This is a genomic window from Nocardia acididurans, assembly GCF_016741815.1.
Lineage (GTDB): Bacteria > Actinomycetota > Actinomycetes > Mycobacteriales > Mycobacteriaceae > Nocardia > Nocardia acididurans.
This window is the reverse complement of the sequence record NZ_JAERRJ010000004.1, coordinates 54702-72962: the sequence shown is the minus strand read 5'-3', so window position 1 is coordinate 72962 and position 18261 is coordinate 54702. Positions and strand designations below refer to the sequence as shown.

General features: G+C 68.9%; 17 protein-coding genes. 9 read left to right on the top strand and 8 right to left on the bottom strand.

Annotation, left to right across the window (positions count from 1 at the left end):
• Positions 1-13 precede the first annotated feature (13 nt).
• Positions 14-832 carry a maleylpyruvate isomerase family mycothiol-dependent enzyme gene (locus JK358_RS11080; RefSeq protein ID WP_201946447.1) on the top strand — a complete coding sequence of 273 codons (819 nt, stop codon included), beginning with the start codon at positions 14-16 and terminating at the stop codon, positions 830-832.
• A 6-nt stretch (positions 833-838) separates the two neighbouring features.
• Positions 839-1483 carry a Type 1 glutamine amidotransferase-like domain-containing protein gene (locus JK358_RS11075; RefSeq protein ID WP_201946444.1) on the top strand — a complete coding sequence of 215 codons (645 nt, stop codon included), beginning with the start codon at positions 839-841 and terminating at the stop codon, positions 1481-1483.
• 63 nt (positions 1484-1546) lie between these two features.
• On the opposite strand, the gene JK358_RS11070 is transcribed toward JK358_RS11075, so the two are convergent.
• On the bottom strand, positions 1547-2980 hold the full coding sequence (locus JK358_RS11070) for an MFS transporter (protein ID WP_201946442.1): 1434 nt from the start codon (positions 2978-2980) through the stop codon (positions 1547-1549).
• Between the two features lie 62 nt (positions 2981-3042).
• Between JK358_RS11070 and JK358_RS11065 the strand changes: the two genes are divergently transcribed.
• Positions 3043-3573 carry a MarR family winged helix-turn-helix transcriptional regulator gene (locus JK358_RS11065; protein WP_201946440.1) on the top strand — a complete coding sequence of 177 codons (531 nt, stop codon included), beginning with the start codon at positions 3043-3045 and terminating at the stop codon, positions 3571-3573.
• Positions 3574-3588: 15 nt separating this feature from the next.
• Here the strand turns inward: JK358_RS11065 and JK358_RS11060 are convergent, their stop codons facing one another.
• Complete coding sequence (locus JK358_RS11060) at positions 3589-4878, bottom strand: MFS transporter (RefSeq protein WP_201946438.1); 1290 nt, start codon at positions 4876-4878, stop codon at positions 3589-3591.
• Between the two features lie 134 nt (positions 4879-5012).
• A complete protein-coding gene (locus JK358_RS11055; protein WP_201946436.1) occupies positions 5013-5870 on the bottom strand; it encodes an SDR family oxidoreductase in 858 nt (285 codons plus the stop codon).
• A 75-nt stretch (positions 5871-5945) separates the two neighbouring features.
• On the opposite strand from JK358_RS11055, the gene JK358_RS11050 reads away from it, so the two are divergent.
• Entirely contained in the window at positions 5946-6902 is a 957-nt protein-coding gene (locus JK358_RS11050) for an AraC family transcriptional regulator (RefSeq protein ID WP_201946434.1), read from the top strand.
• A 45-nt stretch (positions 6903-6947) separates the two neighbouring features.
• Positions 6948-7349 (top strand): acyl-CoA thioesterase, encoded by a 402-nt coding sequence (locus JK358_RS11045; protein WP_201947253.1) that lies wholly within the window; start codon positions 6948-6950, stop codon positions 7347-7349.
• Here the strand turns inward: JK358_RS11045 and JK358_RS11040 are convergent.
• Genes JK358_RS11040 through pdhA form a run of 3 tightly spaced genes read right to left on the bottom strand, consistent with a single transcriptional unit; the run spans position 7346 to position 10804 of the window.
• A complete protein-coding gene (locus tag JK358_RS11040; RefSeq protein WP_201947249.1) occupies positions 7346-8698 on the bottom strand; it encodes a dihydrolipoamide acetyltransferase family protein in 1353 nt (450 codons plus the stop codon). The genes JK358_RS11045 and JK358_RS11040 overlap by 4 nt on opposite strands.
• Before the next feature lie 46 nt (positions 8699-8744).
• On the bottom strand, positions 8745-9728 hold the full coding sequence (locus JK358_RS11035) for an alpha-ketoacid dehydrogenase subunit beta (protein WP_201946432.1): 984 nt from the start codon (positions 9726-9728) through the stop codon (positions 8745-8747).
• Complete coding sequence (gene pdhA / locus JK358_RS11030; RefSeq protein WP_201947247.1) at positions 9725-10804, bottom strand: pyruvate dehydrogenase (acetyl-transferring) E1 component subunit alpha; 1080 nt, start codon at positions 10802-10804, stop codon at positions 9725-9727. The genes JK358_RS11035 and pdhA overlap by 4 nt, the downstream gene beginning before the upstream one ends.
• 336 nt (positions 10805-11140) lie before the next feature.
• Between pdhA and JK358_RS11025 the strand changes: the two genes are divergently transcribed.
• The 3 genes from JK358_RS11025 (at position 11141) to JK358_RS11015 (ending at position 13871) form a co-directional block, all read left to right on the top strand.
• Positions 11141-11668, top strand: coding sequence for an Lrp/AsnC family transcriptional regulator (locus JK358_RS11025; protein ID WP_201946430.1), 528 nt, complete (start codon positions 11141-11143; stop codon positions 11666-11668).
• Between the two features lie 71 nt (positions 11669-11739).
• Positions 11740-12984: a benzoate/H(+) symporter BenE family transporter gene (locus JK358_RS11020; RefSeq protein ID WP_201946428.1), complete on the top strand. Its 1245-nt coding sequence runs from the start codon at positions 11740-11742 to the stop codon at positions 12982-12984.
• A 23-nt stretch (positions 12985-13007) separates the two neighbouring features.
• Positions 13008-13871, top strand: a complete 864-nt coding sequence (locus JK358_RS11015) for a sulfurtransferase (RefSeq protein ID WP_201946425.1) — start codon at positions 13008-13010, stop codon at positions 13869-13871.
• Between the two features lie 39 nt (positions 13872-13910).
• Here the strand turns inward: JK358_RS11015 and JK358_RS11010 are convergent, their stop codons facing one another.
• Positions 13911-14609 (bottom strand): HNH endonuclease family protein, encoded by a 699-nt coding sequence (locus tag JK358_RS11010; RefSeq protein WP_201947245.1) that lies wholly within the window; start codon positions 14607-14609, stop codon positions 13911-13913.
• Positions 14610-14731: 122 nt separating this feature from the next.
• Positions 14732-15094: a hypothetical protein gene (locus tag JK358_RS11005; RefSeq protein ID WP_201946423.1), complete on the bottom strand. Its 363-nt coding sequence runs from the start codon at positions 15092-15094 to the stop codon at positions 14732-14734.
• A gap of 278 nt (positions 15095-15372) precedes the next feature.
• Here JK358_RS11005 and JK358_RS11000 point away from each other — a divergent pair, with 278 nt between their 5' ends.
• On the top strand, positions 15373-18243 hold the full coding sequence (locus tag JK358_RS11000; RefSeq protein WP_201946420.1) for a DEAD/DEAH box helicase: 2871 nt from the start codon (positions 15373-15375) through the stop codon (positions 18241-18243).
• The last annotated feature ends 18 nt before the right edge of the window (positions 18244-18261 follow it).

The following is an 18261-nucleotide window of genomic DNA, read 5'->3' as shown; positions in this document are numbered from 1 at the left end:
AAGAGGCCAGCGCATGACCGACACGGTGCTCGACCGCGCGGAGATCACCGCGGCCCTGTCCGCCCAGTGGGACGAGCTCACCCGGCTAGTGGGCGGACTCGATGAACAGGCGTGGCGCACGCCGTCCGCGCTCCCGGGGTGGACGGTGTTCGATGTGCTCGCGCACATCATCGGCGTGGAGTCCCTGCTGCTCGGGGAGCCGACACCGGAGGTCGAGGTGAGCGGTGCGCACATTCGCAACGACGTGGGCGCGCTCAACGAGAAGTGGATCGCGGCGCTCCGGCCGCTGCCGGGGGAGCAGCTGCTGGAACGCTTCCACGAGACCACCGGGCGGCGGCGGAAAGCGCTGGCGGAGACCAGCCCGCAGGCATGGGCCGAACCGGTGCCGACGCCGGTGGGGATGGCCCCCTACGGCCGGTTCATGCGAATCCGCCTATTCGACTGCTGGATGCACGGACTCGATATCGCCGACGGGCTCGGCGTGACCACCGACGAGGGCGGGCCGCGCGCGGAGAACGCCTTCCCGGAACTGCTTCCGACCATCGGGAAAGCCGTGGTCAAGGGCGCGGGCGCAGCGGACGGCGCACGCATCACCCTGGAGACGACCGGCCCGGTGCCGCAGGTCCTGCACCTCGAGGTGGCGGGCACGCGCGCCGCGGTGGTCGACAACCTGAGCGGCCCGGCCACTCTCGTCCTCACGCTGCCGTCCGGCCTGTTCGCCTGCCTGCGCGGTGGCCGCACCACGGCCGACGCACACACCGGTGAGTTCACCCTCACCGGTGACACGGACCTCGGCAATCGCCTGGTCCGCAGTCTCGCCTTCACCATCTGAGGTCTGATGCGGCTGTTCCTGTCCAGCTACCGCTTCGGCGCGCACACCGACCGCCTGCTCGCCATGGTCGGTGAGCCGGGCCGGGTCGCGGTGATCGCCAACGCCTGCGACGCCTGGCCCTCGGCGCGGCCGAGCGCGGTGTCGAGTGACCTGTTTCCGCTGCGCCGCATGGGTTTCCAGCCGGAGGAGCTGGACCTGCGCAACTATGTCGGCCGCCCCGCCGACCTGGAGCGCACGCTCGCGGGTTTCCCGCTGGTGTGGGTGCGCGGCGGCAACACCTTCGTGCTGCGCGCCCAATTCGCCCGCAGCGGAGCGGATGTCGCGCTGCGCAATCTGCTGGAGGCCGATGCCCTGGTCTACGCGGGTTACAGCGCCGGAGCCTGCGTCATGACGCCTGACCTGCACGGTCTGGAATCCGCGGACGATCCGGCGGAGGTCCGCCCGGTGTGCGGCATCGAACCCCGCTGGGACGGACTGGGTTTGGTGGACCATCGCATTGTCCCGCATCTGGACTCACCCACCGACCCGCAGGGGTTCTCCCGTCGGCTGGCCCGCGACTACCGCGACGCGGGTATCGCGCACTGGGCGCTCACGGATGAGGATGTCGTGGTCGTCGAGGGTGATCGGGTGGACGTCCTCGGGGCCCGATGAACCGAAAACCCCTACCGGAGAAGAATTCCGGTAGGGGTTTCCGATCTTGGTCGAATTCTCGGGTCACTCGCCCTTGTGGCGCACCCCGTGGAAGAAGGCCACACCGGCGGTGAGGAACGCGCCCGCGGACAGGATCGCGAAGCTCGCCACATACGCGTTCACTGTCGGAACATGGGTTCCGGCAATGACATGCGCGGACAGGATCGACGCCGTCACCGCGCCCGCGATACTGCCGCCCGCCGTGCGCACCAGCGAGTTGATGCCCGAGGCGATGCCGCTCTCGCTCATCGGTACATGCTGCACGGCGAGCGTGCCCAGCGCGGCGTAGCCGATGCCGAATCCGGTGCCCTGCAGGATCTGTGAGATCACCATGTCGTAGCCGTGGTCGTGCGAGATCGCCAGCCACAGCATGGACGCGCCCGCGAAGGCCGCGCCGATGGCGAGGGTGAACGCCGGTCCGATCTTCGCCGCGATCCGCCCGGTGCGGAAGGAGAAGAACGTCATCAGGATCGAGCTCGGAATGCCGTACAGGCCCACCGCCAGCACCGAACCCGACAGACCGTAGCCGACCTTGTCGGCGGGCGTCTGGATGAAATTCGAGATGAGCGTGAAGGATCCGAACATGGCGAAGCCGAGCAGCGCGGAAGCCAGGTTGGCGGACAGTGATTGCGGCCCGACCAGCAGCGGCAGCCGCACCAGCGGCTGCGCCACCTTGAGTTCCACCAGCACCCAGACCACCGTGAGCACCGCGGCGGCCACGAACAGCCCGATCACCGAGCCGGAGCCCCAGCCCCAGCGCGGGCCCTCGCTGATGCCGAGCAGCAGGCACACCAGCAGGCCGGCCAGCAGGGCCGCGCCGATGAAGTCGGGCTTGCCGCCGTGGCGCACGCCATTGTTCTTGGCGCTCACCTGGATCAGGACGGTGGCGACCACGCCGAGCACGGCGGTCAGCCAGAACACCGGATGCGGATTCTGGGTGTGGTCGGCGATGATGCCGGTGACCAGCAGGCCGACGGTGCCGCCGACGCCCATGGTGCCGGAGACGATGCCGATCGCGCCGACCAGCCGTTCGCGGGGGAAGGTGTCGCGAATGATGCCGATGGCCAAGGGAATCATGGCCGCCGAGGTGCCCTGCAGGGCGCGGCCCACGATGTAGACGGGCAGGCTGTCGGCCAGCGCGCAGACCACCGAGCCGATGATCAGCAGTCCCATGGCGGTCATGACCATGGGCTTCTTGCCATACATGTCGCCGAAGCGGGACAGCAGCGGCGTGCACACCGCGCCGGTCAGCAGGGAGGCGGTGAACAGCCAGGTCACCCCGGCCACATCGGTGTTCAGCTGGGTGATCATGCGGGGCAGCAGTGGAATCACCACGGTCTGCTGCAGTGACACCACGAGACCGGCCGCGCACAGGGCGAGCAGGGTGAGCCCGAGATGGGCTGGGGGCCGGTCGTCCACGCCGTTTTCGGCGGGCGAACCGACAGCAGTCGTAGTCATGAGTTCGGAATCCCCTGGATTACTTACCAAAATTAAGTAAATGCGTTTCGTAAGATAACCACATGCCGCGCCCGGAAGCCACACCGCACCGCGAAGTAGACACAGCTCACATCGTCGAGCTGGAGCGTGCCCTGGCCCGCGTCGCCTACCTCCTGACCCGAGTCCGCCGTCACGACCGCGCCATGACCCAGTGCGGCATCACCATGGACCGCGCCAGCGTCCCGCTGCTGCGCATCCTCGCCGACGCCGAGGAACCGCTGCGCCTCGGTGAACTGGCCACCCGCCTCGACGTCGAAGCCCCCCATGTGAGCCGCCAGATCCAGCGCCTCGAGAAATCCGGCTACGTCGAACGCGTCCCCGACCCCGACGACCGCCGCGCCCAGCGCGTCCGCCCCACCCCCCAGGGCCGCGACGCCGTCGACGCCATCCGCGACGTCCTGCGCGGCTGGATGCAGGACGCCCTCACCGACTGGACCCCCGAAGACCTGAAATCCCTCGCCGTCCTCAACCACCGCATGGTCGACGCCTTCCTCGACCACGCCGACAGCATCGGCGACTACGGCGCGACCGCCCGCGAACGCCGCCGCCCCTGACCCTCCCGCGCCGCGCTACTTCGTGGCGCCCGGTGCGACCACGCGAGCACCCCACGCGCACAACAGCATTGCCACCAGCGGCACCAGCATGGCCGTCGACAGCGACATGGCTTCGGTCAGCCAGCCGATGATGGCCGGGCCGGCCAGCAGGCCCAGGTAGCCGATGCCGAACACCCGCGACATATCGGTCGCGGCGGTGCTGGAGCCCAGATTCCCCGCGGCGGTGAACACCTGGGGAATGCCACCGGCCAGGCCGATGCCGCACAGGGCCCATCCCGCCACGGTCAGCGGCGTCCACGAGGACAGCAGGATCAGCGCGAAACCCGCTGCGGCGAGCAGGGTTCCCCAGCGCACGATCATGACGCGGCCGAAGCGGGCGCTCACCCGGTCCGCCCCGAACCGGCCGAGCGTCATCGTCAGGGAGACGGCGGCGAAGCCCAGCGCCGCGGTGCCCTCCGCGACGCCGAGGCGCTCCCGCATCTGCAGAGCGCTCCAATCCGCCGCTACGCCTTCGGCCATCAGGATCGCGAAGGCGATGGCGGCCAGCGCCAGCACTTTTCGAGCCCGCCCCGACGGCTTCCGGGGAGACTGAGTGGCTGCGGCGATCGCGTGGACGGCATCGCCGACCTGCGAGCCTGTGCCGGGGTTCGCGCTCGTGAGCGAGCCGAGATCGCCGCCCGCGTTCGCGAACGGCGCACTGTGCGTGCCGGATTCGGTGAACTCCGTGGCCGTGGTGTGGGGGAGCAGGTGCGGTGTGCACAGCACGACTATCGCGAGACCGCAGGCCGACGCCAGGGGGAGGGTGACATGGGTGTCCCAGCCCGCGTGCTGGGTGGCCGCGCCGACCAGCGAACCGGTGAGCCCGCCCAGGGAGAACAGGGCGTGGAAGGCCGACATGATCGGGCGGGGGTAGGCGCGTTCGACGTGGACGGCCTGGGCGTTCATGGAGACGTCGAGGGCGCCGTTGCCGAAACCGTAGGCGCACAGGGCCAGAGCCAGTGCGAGAGGAGTGGGTGCGAAGGCGAGACCGAGCAGGGACAGCGACAGTGCGGTGGCGGCGGACGCGGTCAGGGTGCGGCTGCCGAGGCGGTCCGCGAGCGGACCGGCGGTTTGCATGCCCGCGATGGCCGCGACCGCCATGAGAAGCAGGAGCATGCCCAGGGTCGCGTTGGATACGCCGGTTCGCTCGGTGACGGCCGGAATGTGGACGATCCAGATCGCCGACAGCATCCCGTTGAGGCCGAACACCGCGAACAGCGCGGCTCGCGCGAATCGGATGGGAGGAGCGGGCGTCGCAGCGACCATCGGTACGACGCTACCTGTTCGGTAGCTCCTCTTCACCCCTGTCCTCGGCGACCTCGTCGTCGCCTCCGATCGGGATCCGATTCCAGTGAACTTCAACCTGTTTCGCCTCAATTGTATGCCCGGGCACCGACAGGTTATGCCCGCCGCAGGGGCACCGGAACATCGGAAATCGCCATGTCACGGGCGTAGTCCGCGAAGTCCAGGGGCGCCCGGCCGAGGGCTCGGAGCACGCCGTCGGCGGTGGGGGTGTTGCGGCCGTCGAGGACCGTGCCGAACAGGTAGTCGAGCAGGCTGATCTCGTCCGCGGGTACGTGGAACGACGTCAGCGCCGCCACGAAATCGGTGCGGGACAACGGAATGAAGGTGATCGCGCGGCCGGTGGCCGCCGCGATCTCGGCCACCGCCGCGGCGAAGGTCAGTGCGCGCGGGCCGGTCAGTTCGTACACCTGCCCGGCGTGTCCGGGGTCGAGGAGCGCCGCCACGGCCGCCTCCGCCACGTCCTCGGCGTGTACGAAGGGTTCCGGCACGTCACCGTGCGGCAGCGCCACCGCGCCGGCGCGGACGAAGTCGGCGAGGAGGCCCTCGCTGAAGTTCTGCGCGAACCAGGAGCAGCGCAGCACGGTCCACTCGAGGCCCGAATCCTGAACTATCCCTTCGCATTCCAGCGCTTCGGCCGCACCGCGTCCGGACAGCAGCACGACCTTGTGCACGCCCGCCGCACGCGCCATGGTGCAGAAGGCTTTGATGTCCGAGGGAGCGCCCGGCACCGCCAGATCCGGCTGATAGGACAGATAGACGGCGCCGATGCCGTCCAGCGCGGCGGACCAGGTGCCGCGATCGGTCCAATCGAAGGGAACGGCGGCCGATCGTGAGCCGGGCCGCACCGGCAGCCCGAGGCCGGACAGCCGCGCTGCCACCCGGCTGCCGGTCTTCCCGGTCGCGCCCAGAACCAAAACGGTGTTTCGGCTGCTCACAATGTCTTTCGTCGTCATGTATCCAGTACATCTCGATCGTCGGCGAGCAAACATGGTTGAGAAGCGCACACCCATTTGCGATCGTCTTTAGTCATGGATGCGTTGGCGAGCCTGCTCGAAGGTCCACGCGCGCGGGCCGCGTTCGTGATGCGATCCTGCTTCGACCCGCCGTGGTCGCTGCGCATTCGCGACGAGGCCCCGCTGACCCTGGTGGCGATGGTGCGCGGCAGCGGCTGGGTGATCCCGGATGCCAAGGGCGGCAAGCCGATCCCGCCGCGTCAGTTGCGCACCGGCGATATCGCGCTGTTCCGCGGGCCCGATCACTACACGGTCGCCGACGATCCCGGCACCGCGCCGCAGGTGATCATCCACCCCGGGCAGATCACCACCACCCCCGACGGCGAGGTGCTGTGCGAAACCCTGAGCCTGGGCATCCGCAGCTGGGGCACCAGCGCCGAGTCGCAGACGGTGCTGGTCACCGGCACCTACGAGCAGGAGTCCGCCGCCAGCCGCCGCCTGCTGCGCGCCCTGCCGCCCATCGCGCTGCTCAATCGCGGCGAGATCGACTCCCGGGTCCTGGACCTGCTGGTCGACGAGGCCGCCAAGGACCTCCCGGCCCAGGGCGCCATGCTGGACCGCCTGCTCGACCTGCTGCTCATCGCCACCCTGCGCGCCTGGTTCTCCCGCGCGGACGCCCCCGCCTGGTATCACGCCTACGGCGATCCACTGGTCGGCAAGGCCCTGCGCCTGATGCAGCACAATCCCGCGCACGCCTGGACGGTGGCCTCGCTCGCCACCGAGGTCGGCGTCTCCCGTGCCGCCCTGGCCCGCCGCTTCACCGAACTGGTCGGCGAGCCCCCGATGGCCTTCCTCACCGACTGGCGGCTGGCCCTGGCCGCCGACCTCCTGCACGAATCCGACGCCACCCTGGAATCCATCGCCCGCCGCGTCGGCTACGGCAGCGCCTTCGCCCTGAGCACGGCTTTCAAACGCCACTACGGCCTGAGCCCGCGCGATCACCGCAACGCCGAGAACGAGCGCACGGCCTGACCCGCTATCGTCTGCCGGGTGACACAGGATCAGCAATACCCCGTCATGTGGCCGATGCCGACCCGCTGGGCGGATAACGACCACTACGGGCACGTCAACAATGTGACGTACTACAGCTACTTCGATACGGCTGTGAACGGGTTCCTGCTGGCCGCGACGGGCACGGATATCCGCGACCTGCACGCCATCGGCGTGGTGGCGCAGACCTCCTGCAACTTCCTGGGCTCGATCAGCTTCCCGGATCTGCTGAAGGTCGGCATCCGGGTGGGCCGGCTGGGCAATTCGAGCATCAGCTACGAGCTCGCCATCTTCCGGGTGGACGGTGACGCCCTGGAGCTGGCCGCCACCGGCACCTTCACGCACGTCTACGTGGACGAGGTGACGCGCAAGCCGGTGCCGATTCCCGAGGTCATCCGGAAGGCCGTCGAACCGCTGGTGGTGCGCTAGACCCGGCCCAGCAGGGTCAGTGGATCCTCCAGCAGCGCAGCCACATTCGCCAGGAACCGCGACCCCTGCTCGCCGTCGATCATGCGGTGGTCGAAGCTGAGGCCCAGTGTGGTCACCCAGCGCACGGCGAGTTCGTCGCGGTGCACCCACGGGCGCTTGCGGATGGAACCCAGGCACAGGATGGCGGCTTCGTTCGGATTCACCAGTGGCACACCGGTATCCACACCGAAGACGCCCACATTGGTGATGGTGAACGTGCCGCCGGTGAGGTCTGCCGGTGTGGCGGTGCCCGCGCGGGCGAGTTCGGCCGCCCGGCCGATCTCCACGCACAGATCCCGCAGGCTGAGTGCCTGCGCCTCTTTGAGATTCGGCACCAGCAGCCCGCGTTCGGTGGCCACGGCGATGCCGAGATTCACGTAGTGCTTGGTGACGATCTCCTGATGCGGCTCGTCCCAGTACGAGTTCAGCTCCGCGAATTCGCTGAGCGCCACCAGGGTTGCCTTCGCGACCAGCGCCAGCGGGGTGAGTGTCAGACCGGCGAAGGTGGGCGTGGCGCGCAGATGATCCAGCAGTTCCATGGACCCGGTGAAATCGGTGGTGACGAAGGTGCTGGCCTGCGGAATGTGCTGGGCGCTGGCCACCATCGCCGCCGCCGTGCGTTTCCGGATTCCGCCGATGGGCGTGCGGGTTTCGCGTTCCGACGTCGTCGGCCGCAGCATTGCTGCCGGGCGCATGGGCGGCACCGGCGGCGCGGTGTGGATCGGAATGACCTCGGAGCCGCGCGATTCCCGCCGCGCGGGACGGTTGTCCTCGATCGTCGGTGTCGCCTGCAGATCCTCCACGGTGACCGCGCCGTCCGGCCCGGTTCCGGTGATGCCCGCCAGGTCGACGCCCATCTCGCGGGCGAGCCTGCGGGCGGCCGGGGTGGCCGTGGCACGGCCCAGGGTGCCGAGGTCCGAGCCCAGCTTCGATACCGGAACGCCATCGGATGAATCCGCTTGCCCGGGAGCGGCGTCGGCGGGCGTTGTCCGGGCGGCTGCCAGGCGTGCACGGTGCGAGGTGGGTTCGCCTTCGGGGCCGTATCCCACCAGGACCGATTGCCGTTGCGCGGGTGCGTCGGCGGTTTCCACGCGGATGAGGGGCGCGCCGACCGGCACCGTGTCACCGGGTTCCGCGAGCAGGTCCACCACCGTTCCGGCGTACGGGCAGGGCAGCGCCACCTGGGCTTTCGCGGTTTCGACCTCGGCGATGACCTGGTTCAATTCGACGGTGTCGCCGACTTGCACTGTCCACGACACCAATTCGGCATCGGCCAATCCTTCGCCGAGGTCCGGCAACCGGAATTCCATTACCTGACGCTGATCTTCCACCGGGCTTCCTCCGTGCGATGAATCGTTAGGCGGCGAGCGTGCGATCGACCGCGGCGAGAATGCGGTCCGGGTCGGGCAGGTGGTGCCGCTCGAGCTTAGCTGGGGGATAAGGGATATCGAAGCCGCCGACCCGCAGCACCGGTGATTCCAGATGGTAGAAGCAGCGTTCGGTGATGCGCGCCGCGATTTCCGCGCCGAGTCCGCCGAATACCGGTGCCTCGTGCACGATCACGAGCCGCCCGGTCTTGCGCACCGAGGTTTCGATGGTGTCGAAATCGATGGGCGAGAGACTGCGCAGATCGATCACCTCCAGCGAATGCCCTTCGGCGGCGGCGATATCGGCGGCGGTGAGCGCGGTGGCCACGGTGCCGCCGTAGGCGACCAGGGTGGCGTCCTCGCCGCTGGCGCAGATCCGGGCCTTGTCCAGCGGTAATCCGCCGTCGCGGTCCAGTTTGTCGAAGTCCACGTCGGCCTTGTCCCAGTACCGGCGCTTGGGTTCGAAGAAGATGACCGGATCGTCGAGGGCGATGGACTGCCGGATCATGAGATACGCGTCGGCCGGATTGCTCGGCGACACCACGCGCAGTCCGGCGGTGTGCGTGAAATACGCTTCGGGCGATTCGGAATGGTGTTCCACCGAGCCGATGCCGCCGCCGCACGGAATGCGAATGGTGATGGGCGCGACCACTTTCCCGCGCGTCCGATAGTGGATCTTTGCGACCTGGCACACGATCTGATCGAAGGCCGGATACACGAATCCGTCGAACTGGATTTCACACACCGGCCGCAATCCGCGCAGCGCCATGCCGAAAGCCGTTCCGACGATTCCGGATTCGGCGAGCGGAGTGTCGATGACCCGGTTGTTCCCGAAGTCCTTCTGCAGTGTGTCGGTGACCCGGAATACGCCGCCGAGCCGTCCGATGTCCTCGCCCATCAGCACGACTTTCGGATCGTCCTCGAGCGCCCTGCGCAACCCGTAGTTGACGGCGCCCGCAAATGTCGTCTTCATGACGGGGCTCCTTCCAGGTAGGCGGTGTATTCGCGGCGTTCCTGTTCGACCAGCGGATGCGGGGTGGAGTACACGTGCTCGAAGAGTTCGGCGGGTTCCGGATCCGGCATGGTGAGGGTGGCGGTGCGCAGCCGGGCGGCGATCTCGTCGGCCCGTTCGGTTACCTGTTGTTCGAAGGTGCTGTCCCACAGTCCTTCTCGCTCCAGGAGCCGGCGCAGGCGGTCGATGGGGTCGCGGCGCTGCCAGAGTTCGAGTTCGGCGGCGGTGCGGTAGCGGGTGGGGTCGTCGGCGGTGGTGTGCGGGCCCATCCGGTAGGTGATGGCCTCCACGAACGACGGTCCGCCGCCGCCCCGGGCCCGGATCAGCGCCTGCCGGGTGACGGCCAGGACGGCGAGCGCGTCGTTGCCGTCCACCTGCACGCCCGGAATGCCGTAGCCGACGGCGCGGCGCGCGATGGGCGTGGCGCTCTGGACCCGGACCGGCGCGCTGATGGCCCAGTGGTTGTTCTGGCAGAAGAACACGACCGGCGCACTCCAGCTCGCGGCGAATCCGAGTGCCTCGGCGATATCGCCCTGACTGGTCGCGCCGTCGCCGAAGTAGGCGATGGTGGCCACGTCCGAGCCTTCGAGATGTGCGGCGTAGGCGTATCCGGTGGCGTGCAAACCCTGCGATCCGACGACGATGTTCGGGTTGGTCATCTTGTATGTGTCGGCTTCCCAGCAGGAGTGGGCGACGCCGCGCCAGAGCCGGGTGAACTGTTCGGGCGGTATGCCACGGCAGTAGGCCACCCCGGCTTCGCGGTAGCTGCAGAACACGTAGTCGTCGGCGTCGAGTGCGTGCGCCGAGCCGACCTGCGCGGCTTCCTGGCCGAGCAGCGGCGGCCACAATCCCAGCTGACCCTGTCGCTGCAGCGCGGTGGCCTCGACGTCGATGCGCCGTGCCACGCTCATATCGGTGAACATGGCCCGCAGCCGATCCGCGCCGACATCGGCGACCAGCGGCGCGTGCACGCGGTCGAGCACACGCTGCCCATCGGGCTGTACGAGCTGCACCGGATAGGTGTTCTTCTCGGGCATGGGTGTCGCCTCCTCGAGAACCGGATACACGGTCATCGCCAGGGGATTGTGTCCCGTGAGCAACAGCGCGTGTCCTATATCACACAGCATCCACCATCGGGCGAATTGCGCAAGGAGGCGCGCGGCAACTGTGCAGAGTGCCCGGTTCCTCCCCTATGTGGGGTGTCATGCTGCCTTGCGTGCACAGTTGCGCCCGGACCTCGCGACGTTGTCCCCGCGGTTGCTGCCGGTTGTGGCCGGACCGGCACGGCGGCAGAGCGATCTGCATCCGGGATGACACGCGAGCCGTGCACAATGCTCCCTGCGCCCCGCATCCCGGCTGAGATACTTCCCTACATGTCCAGCAGGGAGCCCGTCGCCGCCGCAGTGGACGCCACCGATGCCCGGTTGCTTCTGGAACTGATCGACAACCCCCGCGCCACCGGCGTGGAATTGGCTGCCCGCCTGGGACTTTCCCGCAATACCGTCCAGGCCCGCCTGGCCCGCTGGGAAGCCAACGGCGTTCTCGCCAGCTTCGAACGCCGCGTGGAACCCCGAGCCCTGGGCTACCCGCTCGCCGCGTTCGTGGCCGTGGTGGTCGATCAACACCAATTGGACGACGTGGTAGACGAACTCGCCGAAATACCCGAGGTCACCGAGGTCTGCGGGATGACCGGTCCCACCGATCTGACCGTCCGCGTGGTGGCCCAGGACGCCGACGACCTGTACCGGATCGCCGGGCAGATCCTGAAGATCCCCGGTGTGGAACGCACCAATATGGCTCTCGTCATGCGGGAACTGGTCGGCCCGCGCACCGCCCCGCTGCTGGATCGCACCGCCCGCGCGAACGGCGTCGCGCCCCGGCTGGAGCCCGCCGCCGACTGATCGCGAATTTCAGTCCAGTTTCGCGGGATTGGCCGCTGACCCGGGGGTGACTGGACCGGGACCATCGTGCGATGAGCACAACCACCAGCGATACATCGGCCGTCGAGGACGCACCCGCGGTAGGGCTCGGGCAGCCGATCGGGGCCGGAATCGTCACGGCGCTGGTGGGTTTCACGAGTTCGTTCGCGGTGGTGCTGGCCGGTCTGACCGCGATGGGAGCAACTCCGGGGCAGGCTGCCTCGGGCCTGCTGGCGGTATCGGTGACGCAGGCCATCGGGATTCTGGTGCTCAGCAGGCGGTACCGTATGCCGATCACACTGGCCTGGTCCACGCCCGGTGCCGCGCTGCTGGCGGGGACCGGCGTCGTCGCGGGAGGGTGGCCCGCCGCGGTCGGCGCATTCGCGATCGCGGGCCTGCTGATCGTGGTGACGGGATTCTGGGAACGGTTGGGCGCGTTGATCGCGGCCATTCCGGTGGAGATCGCGCAGGCCATGCTGGCCGGGGTGCTGCTGCCGCTCTGTCTTGCCCCGATGAAGGCGATCGCGGTGAGCCCCGCCGTGGTGGTGCCGGTGATCCTCACCTGGCTGGTGCTCCAGCGGTACGCGGCGCGCTGGGCGGTATTGGCCGCGTTCGCGGTGGCGGCGGTCGGCGCGGGGATCGACATCGCGGTCACCCACCGCCCGATCGACGTGTCGAACATGATTCCACGTGTGGAATTGACTGTGCCGCACTGGAGTTGGCAGGCCCTGATCGGTGTGGCCGTACCGCTGTACATCGTCACCATGGCCGCCCAGAACATCCCGGGCGTAGCCGTGATGAAGTCCTTCGGATACCAGGTGCCGTGGCGTTCCGCGCTCACCGTCACCGGCCTGGGCACCATCCTCGGCGCTCCCGCGGGCGGGCACGCCATCAACCTGGCGGCGATCAGCGCCGCCCTGTCGGCTGCTCCGGCAGCACATCCTGATCCCAAACGCCGCTGGATCGCCGCGAGCACCGCTGGGTGCGTCTACCTCGTGCTGGCCCTGGCCTCGGGCGCGCTGGTCACCCTCGTTGCCGCCGCGCCGGAGGGTGTGCTGGAAACCGTTGCGGGCCTTGCCCTCATCGCAACCCTGGCGGGTGCGCTCACCGCCGCGCTGGGTACACCCGAGCACCGATCCGCCGCCGCGATCACCTTTCTCGTCGCGGCCTCCGGCGTCACCGTCCTCGGCATCGGCGGCGCGTTCTGGGCCCTCGTCGCCGGGCTGGTCGTGCGCTGGTGGCTCCGGGCTCGCGGACCGGCGGCACCTGCCGCGAAGCCGGGGTCTCGGGCTGCGTAATGTGGGGGAGATTCGTATGTTGGATGCGGGGGATTCTGCGACGAGGAGTTGGCTTGAGCGCGGTATTGATCTCGGCCGAGGAACTGCGGGACCGGCTGGCGGGCACGGGGTCTCGGATTCGGCTACTGGATGTGCGATGGGCGCTGGGCGATCCGGACGGGCCGCAGCATTATTTGGACGGGCACATTCCGGGTGCGGTGTTCGTGGATCTGGAGACGGAGCTGGCCGCGCCGCCGTCGCCGGCCCGCGGCAGGCATCCGCTGCCGGACGTGAGCCATCTGCAGAAGTGTGCGCGGAGCTGGGGACTCTCCCAGGGGGACACCGTGGTCGCCTACGACGCCACCGGTGGGATGGCGGCGGCGCGGGCCTGGTGGCTGCTGCGCTGGGCGGGGCTGGGCGAGGTGCACATCCTCGATGGCGGGTTGCAGGCGTGGGAGCGGGCCGGTGGCACGATCATCGCCGGTGACGAGCCCGATCCGGAGGTCGGTGACGTGGTGCTGACCTCGGGCAAGCTGCCGGTGGTCGACGCCGATACCGCTTCCGGGTGGAAGGGGCTGCTGCTCGATGCCCGTGCGGGAGAACGCTATCGCGGCGAGATCGAGCCGATCGACCCGCGCGCGGGGCACATTCCGGGCGCTGTCAGCGCGCCGACGGCCGAAAACCTCACGGCCGAGGGATATTTCAAGCAGGTCGACGAATTGCGTTCCCGTTTCACCGGTTTCGGCGAAGGCCCGGTCGCGGTGTACTGCGGGTCCGGTGTGACGGCCGCCCACCAGGTCGCCGCCCTGGCCGCCGCGGGCATCGACGCGGCCCTCTACCCGGGCTCCTGGTCGCAGTGGTCCAACGACCCGAAGCGCCCGGTCGCCACCGGTCCCGATCCGGCGTGACGGCGGTGCGGATGCCGGTCACCGTGCGCGGGCGCGGCGCTACGGGCAGGTGGCGGCCACCCGCTGCAGCGCCGCCCGATCAGCCGTGGTGACGGGCAGCTCGTACTGTGCCGCGACCGTCAGGTACTTCCCGGCATAGAAGCAGTGGTTGGCCCGTGCGGGCGGTAGCCATTCGCCGGGCGTCTGATCGCTCTTGTGCTGATTCGTCTTCCCGTCCGTCGCCAGTAGGTTGACGTCGACGTCATTGGCGAACCGCACCCGTTGTTCCGGACTCCAGCCGGACGCGCCCATATCCCACGCGGCGGCCAGCGGATAGACATGGTCGATCTGCACGCCGCCGGCGGCGGCCTTGTCGAAGGCGATCCGCCTGCCGGTGTACGGGTCGTCGAGCGTGCCGGTGAGCACCACGCAATTCCTGGTGCCCTGCCGGTAGCCGATTTCGGTCAGCTGTCTGGCCAGCACATTGTTGCGGGTGTCGCAGCCGTCGTGCCCGCCGGGACCGTCGTAGTCGTCGGTCCACGAGGCGCCGAAGACGCAGGCCTGCCCGGCTTTGCAGCCGCGTTCGTATCCGCCCGGATGGGGCCGGGCGGAGACGACGCGCACCGAGTCCAGGAGCTGTTCGATCCGCGCCCGGCTCGGACTGCCCGGCGCCGGGGCCGCGTGCTCGCCCAATGCCTCGCACCCTGAGATGAGGAGGACGAGCACTGCCCCCAGCGCCAGTGCCGTGTGGTGCACTATGTTCCGCACATTTCACGTCTACCCGAGCGCACCTGCGGATTGCGTGAAGACGGAGATCTCGCACCCCCGGCGCGCCGTCGCGGTGTCGGCGAATATGCGCGGGAGGTACGCGGCCGGCTGCGCTACAGCCAGGCGTGTGCGAGCAGATCGTCCGCCGCGGTCTCCGATAGTTGCGGTGGGAATCGTGTCGCCGCAATGGATTCGATGCGGCAGCCGTCATGGCCGATCAGCCAGGAGCCGCCGCGTTCCTCGCATTCGGCGATCTTGGCGAACGTATTGAGCAGGAAGTTGATCGCATCGCGTGGATCGGCGGTGCGTGCCAGGCGCTGGGATTCCCCCGGCCTCGACAGGTCCAGCCATACTCCGGACTGCCCGTCCAGGCGCATCCCCACGATTTTGGTCGTGTCGACGAAGGTGAACTTTCGTCGCTCCCACGGCGTTGTCGGCGTGAAGGACTGCTCTAGCACTTGGAGCAGAATCGTCATCTTCACGGCCTCCCTCGGTATCGAAAGTGCCACGGCTCCGGATTGAGTCGCGGTGGATTGTCAGGGTGCGCCCCGCCTCGGCAGGCCCTTCGGGCGCAGCCGACCCCGCCGTATGCGGTGACCTGCGGTTATTCCAGTATGTGCCGTAATCGGCCAGAAATAAAGACTTGGTAGGGGAGGTGATTTGCCAGATTACGGCCGCGTTCGCCGCACGGGCCCGCGGAACCGACCGCGTGGGCCGTCACCGGGTTGTCGGTCGCGGCTGCTTTGATGGGCGGATGCTGCATGGGCTGTGGTCGCCGGGTGCTGGGTTGCTGCTGTGGCACGACCCGGCCGATGACGTGACCGCCGCCGCCCTGCCGGATCCGCTGGGGTCGATCGTGCGGGCCGCGCGCTTCCGGCACAAGGCCGAGGTGCTGGTGCCGGGGCAGTACGGGGCGGAGAAGGTGCGGGTGCGGGCGCACGCGCTCGCGCCGGAGACCGCGGCGGGGGTACTGCTGCAGGAGTTGCCGAGGCAGTCGGTGGCGGGGGAGCTGCGGTACCTGGGTCATGTGGTGCGCGGTATGGATCGCTGGGTGCGGGCGGGGCGGATGGTCCCCGAGATGCGGCGTGACGACGGCGAGTGGTGGGTGCGCTGGCGGTTGCTGGGCGGGCAGAAGCAGCGCGCGTGGCTGGCGGAGCTCGCGGTGGCCATGCCCGCGGCGCTGCGGGTGGCCGGTCGGCCCGCTGAAATCCTCGAGGATCTGACCGCGGAGTTGGCGGATCCTATTGCGCGGCTTCGCCTTTCATACTCGATGCCGGACGGCGTCACCCATCCGCTGCTGCGCGCGCTCACCGGTGACCAGCCGCTGGAGACAGGGTCGCATCGGGTGGCGACGGTCCTCGAGGACTGGCGGACCAGTATCACCACCGACGAGCCGGAGCTGGTGCTGCGGTTACTGGAGCCGGAGGCGGAGGAGCTGGGGGAGTCGGCGCTGTGGCGGCTGGAGGTGTGCGTGCGGGTCGACGGGGAGGCACCGCAGCCGGTGCTGCTACCCGGGGATCCGAATCTGGTGCGGATCGCGGGGGAGAAGTTGATCGCGGCCACGGACGCCTATCCGCGACTGCGGGATCTGCCCGGTGACGCACGCAGCATGGACGTCTTCCTGCCCACCGAGGTGGTGATGGATCTGGTGGCGCACGGTGCGCAGGCATTGCAGTCGGTGGGGGTGAAGCTGATGCTGCCGCGCGCGTGGCGGGTGGCAGCGCCGACGATGAAGCTGCAGGTGCAGAGCCCGGCGGCCACCGAGACCGCGGTGGGGCTCAAGGGTCTGGTGTCGTTCCGGTGGGAGCTGGCGCTCGGGGATATCGTGCTCACGCCCGCGGAGATGGCGCGTCTGGTGCAGTCGAAATCGGATCTGGTGCAGCTGCGCGGGGAATGGGTGCAGGCCGATCACCGGATGCTGGCGGCGGCGGCCGACTATGTGGCGGGGCGGACGGACAGTACCGAGACGACCATCGGCGGTTTGTTCGCGGAACTGGCCGCGCATCCGGTGATCGGGGTGCCGCTCGACGAGGTCCGCGCGACCGGTTGGGCCGCAGAGCTTTTCGAGGGTGAGCGCACGGTCGAGCCGGTGCCGACGCCGGTCGGGCTGAAGGCCGAGCTGCGGCCCTATCAGCAGCGCGGGCTGAGCTGGCTGGCCACCATGAGCCGCCTCGGTTGCGGCGCGATCCTGGCCGACGACATGGGCTTGGGCAAGACCGTCCAGGTGCTGGCCCTGCTCGTGCACGAGCGCGAAACAGCAACCGGTGGAACGGATCTTGGTGCATGCACCGCATATGGTGAAGGCGCGGCCCCTGCTTCGACGACGGCCGGTGTCGGTCCGACGCTGCTCGTGTGCCCGATGTCCGTCGTCGGCAACTGGCAGCGGGAGACCGAACGTTTCGCGCCGGATCTGCGCGTGCTCGTGCATCACGGTCCGGGGCGGCGCAGCGGCGCGGAATTCGATGCGGCCGTGGCTGAGTCGGATCTGGTGGTCACCACCTACGCGCTGCTGGCCCGGGATGTGGAGGAGCTGAAGCGCCAGCCGTGGCAGCGGGTGGTGCTCGACGAGGCCCAGCACATCAAGAACGCGGGCACCCGTCAGGCCCGCGCCGCCCGCCTGGTGCAGGCGCGACATCGCCTGGCGCTCACCGGAACCCCGGTGGAGAACCGCCTGGAGGAGCTGCGCTCCATCCTGGATTTCGCCAATCCGAAACTGCTGGGCAAGGCGTCGGAGTTCCACGCCCGCTTCGCGGTGCCCATCGAACGCGAGCACGACGAGAACGCCGTCACCCGCCTGCGCGCGATCACCTCCCCGTTCGTGCTGCGCCGGGTGAAGACCGATCCGGCCGTCATCTCCGATCTCCCGGAGAAGATCGAGATGACGGTGCGCGCCAACCTCACCGTGGAGCAGGCCGCGCTGTATCAGGCCGTTCTCGACGATATGACCGACAAATTGAAGAACGCCGACGGCATGGGACGCAAGGGCGCGGTGCTGGCGGCGCTGACCCGGCTCAAGCAGGTGTGCAACCATCCCGCCCACTACCTGAACGACGGGTCGGCGCTGCTGCGGCGCGGGCAGCATCGGTCGGGGAAACTCGCACTGGTCGAGGACATTCTGGAATCCGTGATCGCCGATGGCGAGCGTGCCCTGCTGTTCACCCAGTTCCGCGAGTTCGGCGAACTGCTGGCCCCGTTCCTGACCGAGCGCTTCGGCGTCCGGACCCCGTTCCTGCACGGCGGCGTCAGCAAGCAGCGCCGCGACGATATGGTCACCGCCTTCCAAGGCGAGGACGGCCCGCCCCTGATGCTGTTGTCGCTCAAGGCCGGTGGCACCGGATTGAACCTCACGGCCGCCAATCACGTTGTGCACCTGGACCGCTGGTGGAATCCGGCGGTCGAGAACCAGGCCACCGACCGCGCCTTCCGCATCGGCCAGCGCCGGGATGTGCAGGTGCGCAAACTGGTCTGCGTCGACACCATCGAGGAGCGGGTGGACGACATGCTGAAGGGTAAGAGTCAGCTCGCGGATCTCACCGTCGGCGTCGGCGAGAAGTGGATCACCGAGCTGAGCAACGAGGAACTGCGCGCCCTGTTCGCGCTCGGCTCGGAGGCGGTCGGCGAATGACCATGCGATGCGATGCCG

What these genes read in the sequence shown, in the direction of transcription:
- JK358_RS11080 (WP_201946447.1), top strand. Translation starts at nt 14, where the DNA reads ATGACCGACACGGTGCTCGACCGCGCGGAGATCACCGCGGCCCTGTCC.
- JK358_RS11075 (WP_201946444.1), top strand. Translation starts at nt 839, where the DNA reads ATGCGGCTGTTCCTGTCCAGCTACCGCTTCGGCGCGCACACCGACCGC.
- JK358_RS11070 (WP_201946442.1), bottom strand. Translation starts at nt 2,980, where the DNA reads ATGACTACGACTGCTGTCGGTTCGCCCGCCGAAAACGGCGTGGACGAC.
- JK358_RS11065 (WP_201946440.1), top strand. Translation starts at nt 3,043, where the DNA reads ATGCCGCGCCCGGAAGCCACACCGCACCGCGAAGTAGACACAGCTCAC.
- JK358_RS11060 (WP_201946438.1), bottom strand. Translation starts at nt 4,878, where the DNA reads ATGGTCGCTGCGACGCCCGCTCCTCCCATCCGATTCGCGCGAGCCGCG.
- JK358_RS11055 (WP_201946436.1), bottom strand. Translation starts at nt 5,870, where the DNA reads ATGACGACGAAAGACATTGTGAGCAGCCGAAACACCGTTTTGGTTCTG.
- JK358_RS11050 (WP_201946434.1), top strand. Translation starts at nt 5,946, where the DNA reads ATGGATGCGTTGGCGAGCCTGCTCGAAGGTCCACGCGCGCGGGCCGCG.
- JK358_RS11045 (WP_201947253.1), top strand. Translation starts at nt 6,948, where the DNA reads ATGTGGCCGATGCCGACCCGCTGGGCGGATAACGACCACTACGGGCAC.
- JK358_RS11040 (WP_201947249.1), bottom strand. Translation starts at nt 8,698, where the DNA reads ATGGAATTCCGGTTGCCGGACCTCGGCGAAGGATTGGCCGATGCCGAA.
- JK358_RS11035 (WP_201946432.1), bottom strand. Translation starts at nt 9,728, where the DNA reads ATGAAGACGACATTTGCGGGCGCCGTCAACTACGGGTTGCGCAGGGCG.
- pdhA (WP_201947247.1), bottom strand. Translation starts at nt 10,804, where the DNA reads ATGCCCGAGAAGAACACCTATCCGGTGCAGCTCGTACAGCCCGATGGG.
- JK358_RS11025 (WP_201946430.1), top strand. Translation starts at nt 11,141, where the DNA reads ATGTCCAGCAGGGAGCCCGTCGCCGCCGCAGTGGACGCCACCGATGCC.
- JK358_RS11020 (WP_201946428.1), top strand. Translation starts at nt 11,740, where the DNA reads ATGAGCACAACCACCAGCGATACATCGGCCGTCGAGGACGCACCCGCG.
- JK358_RS11015 (WP_201946425.1), top strand. Translation starts at nt 13,008, where the DNA reads ATGCGGGGGATTCTGCGACGAGGAGTTGGCTTGAGCGCGGTATTGATC.
- JK358_RS11005 (WP_201946423.1), bottom strand. Translation starts at nt 15,094, where the DNA reads ATGACGATTCTGCTCCAAGTGCTAGAGCAGTCCTTCACGCCGACAACG.
- JK358_RS11000 (WP_201946420.1), top strand. Translation starts at nt 15,373, where the DNA reads ATGCTGCATGGGCTGTGGTCGCCGGGTGCTGGGTTGCTGCTGTGGCAC.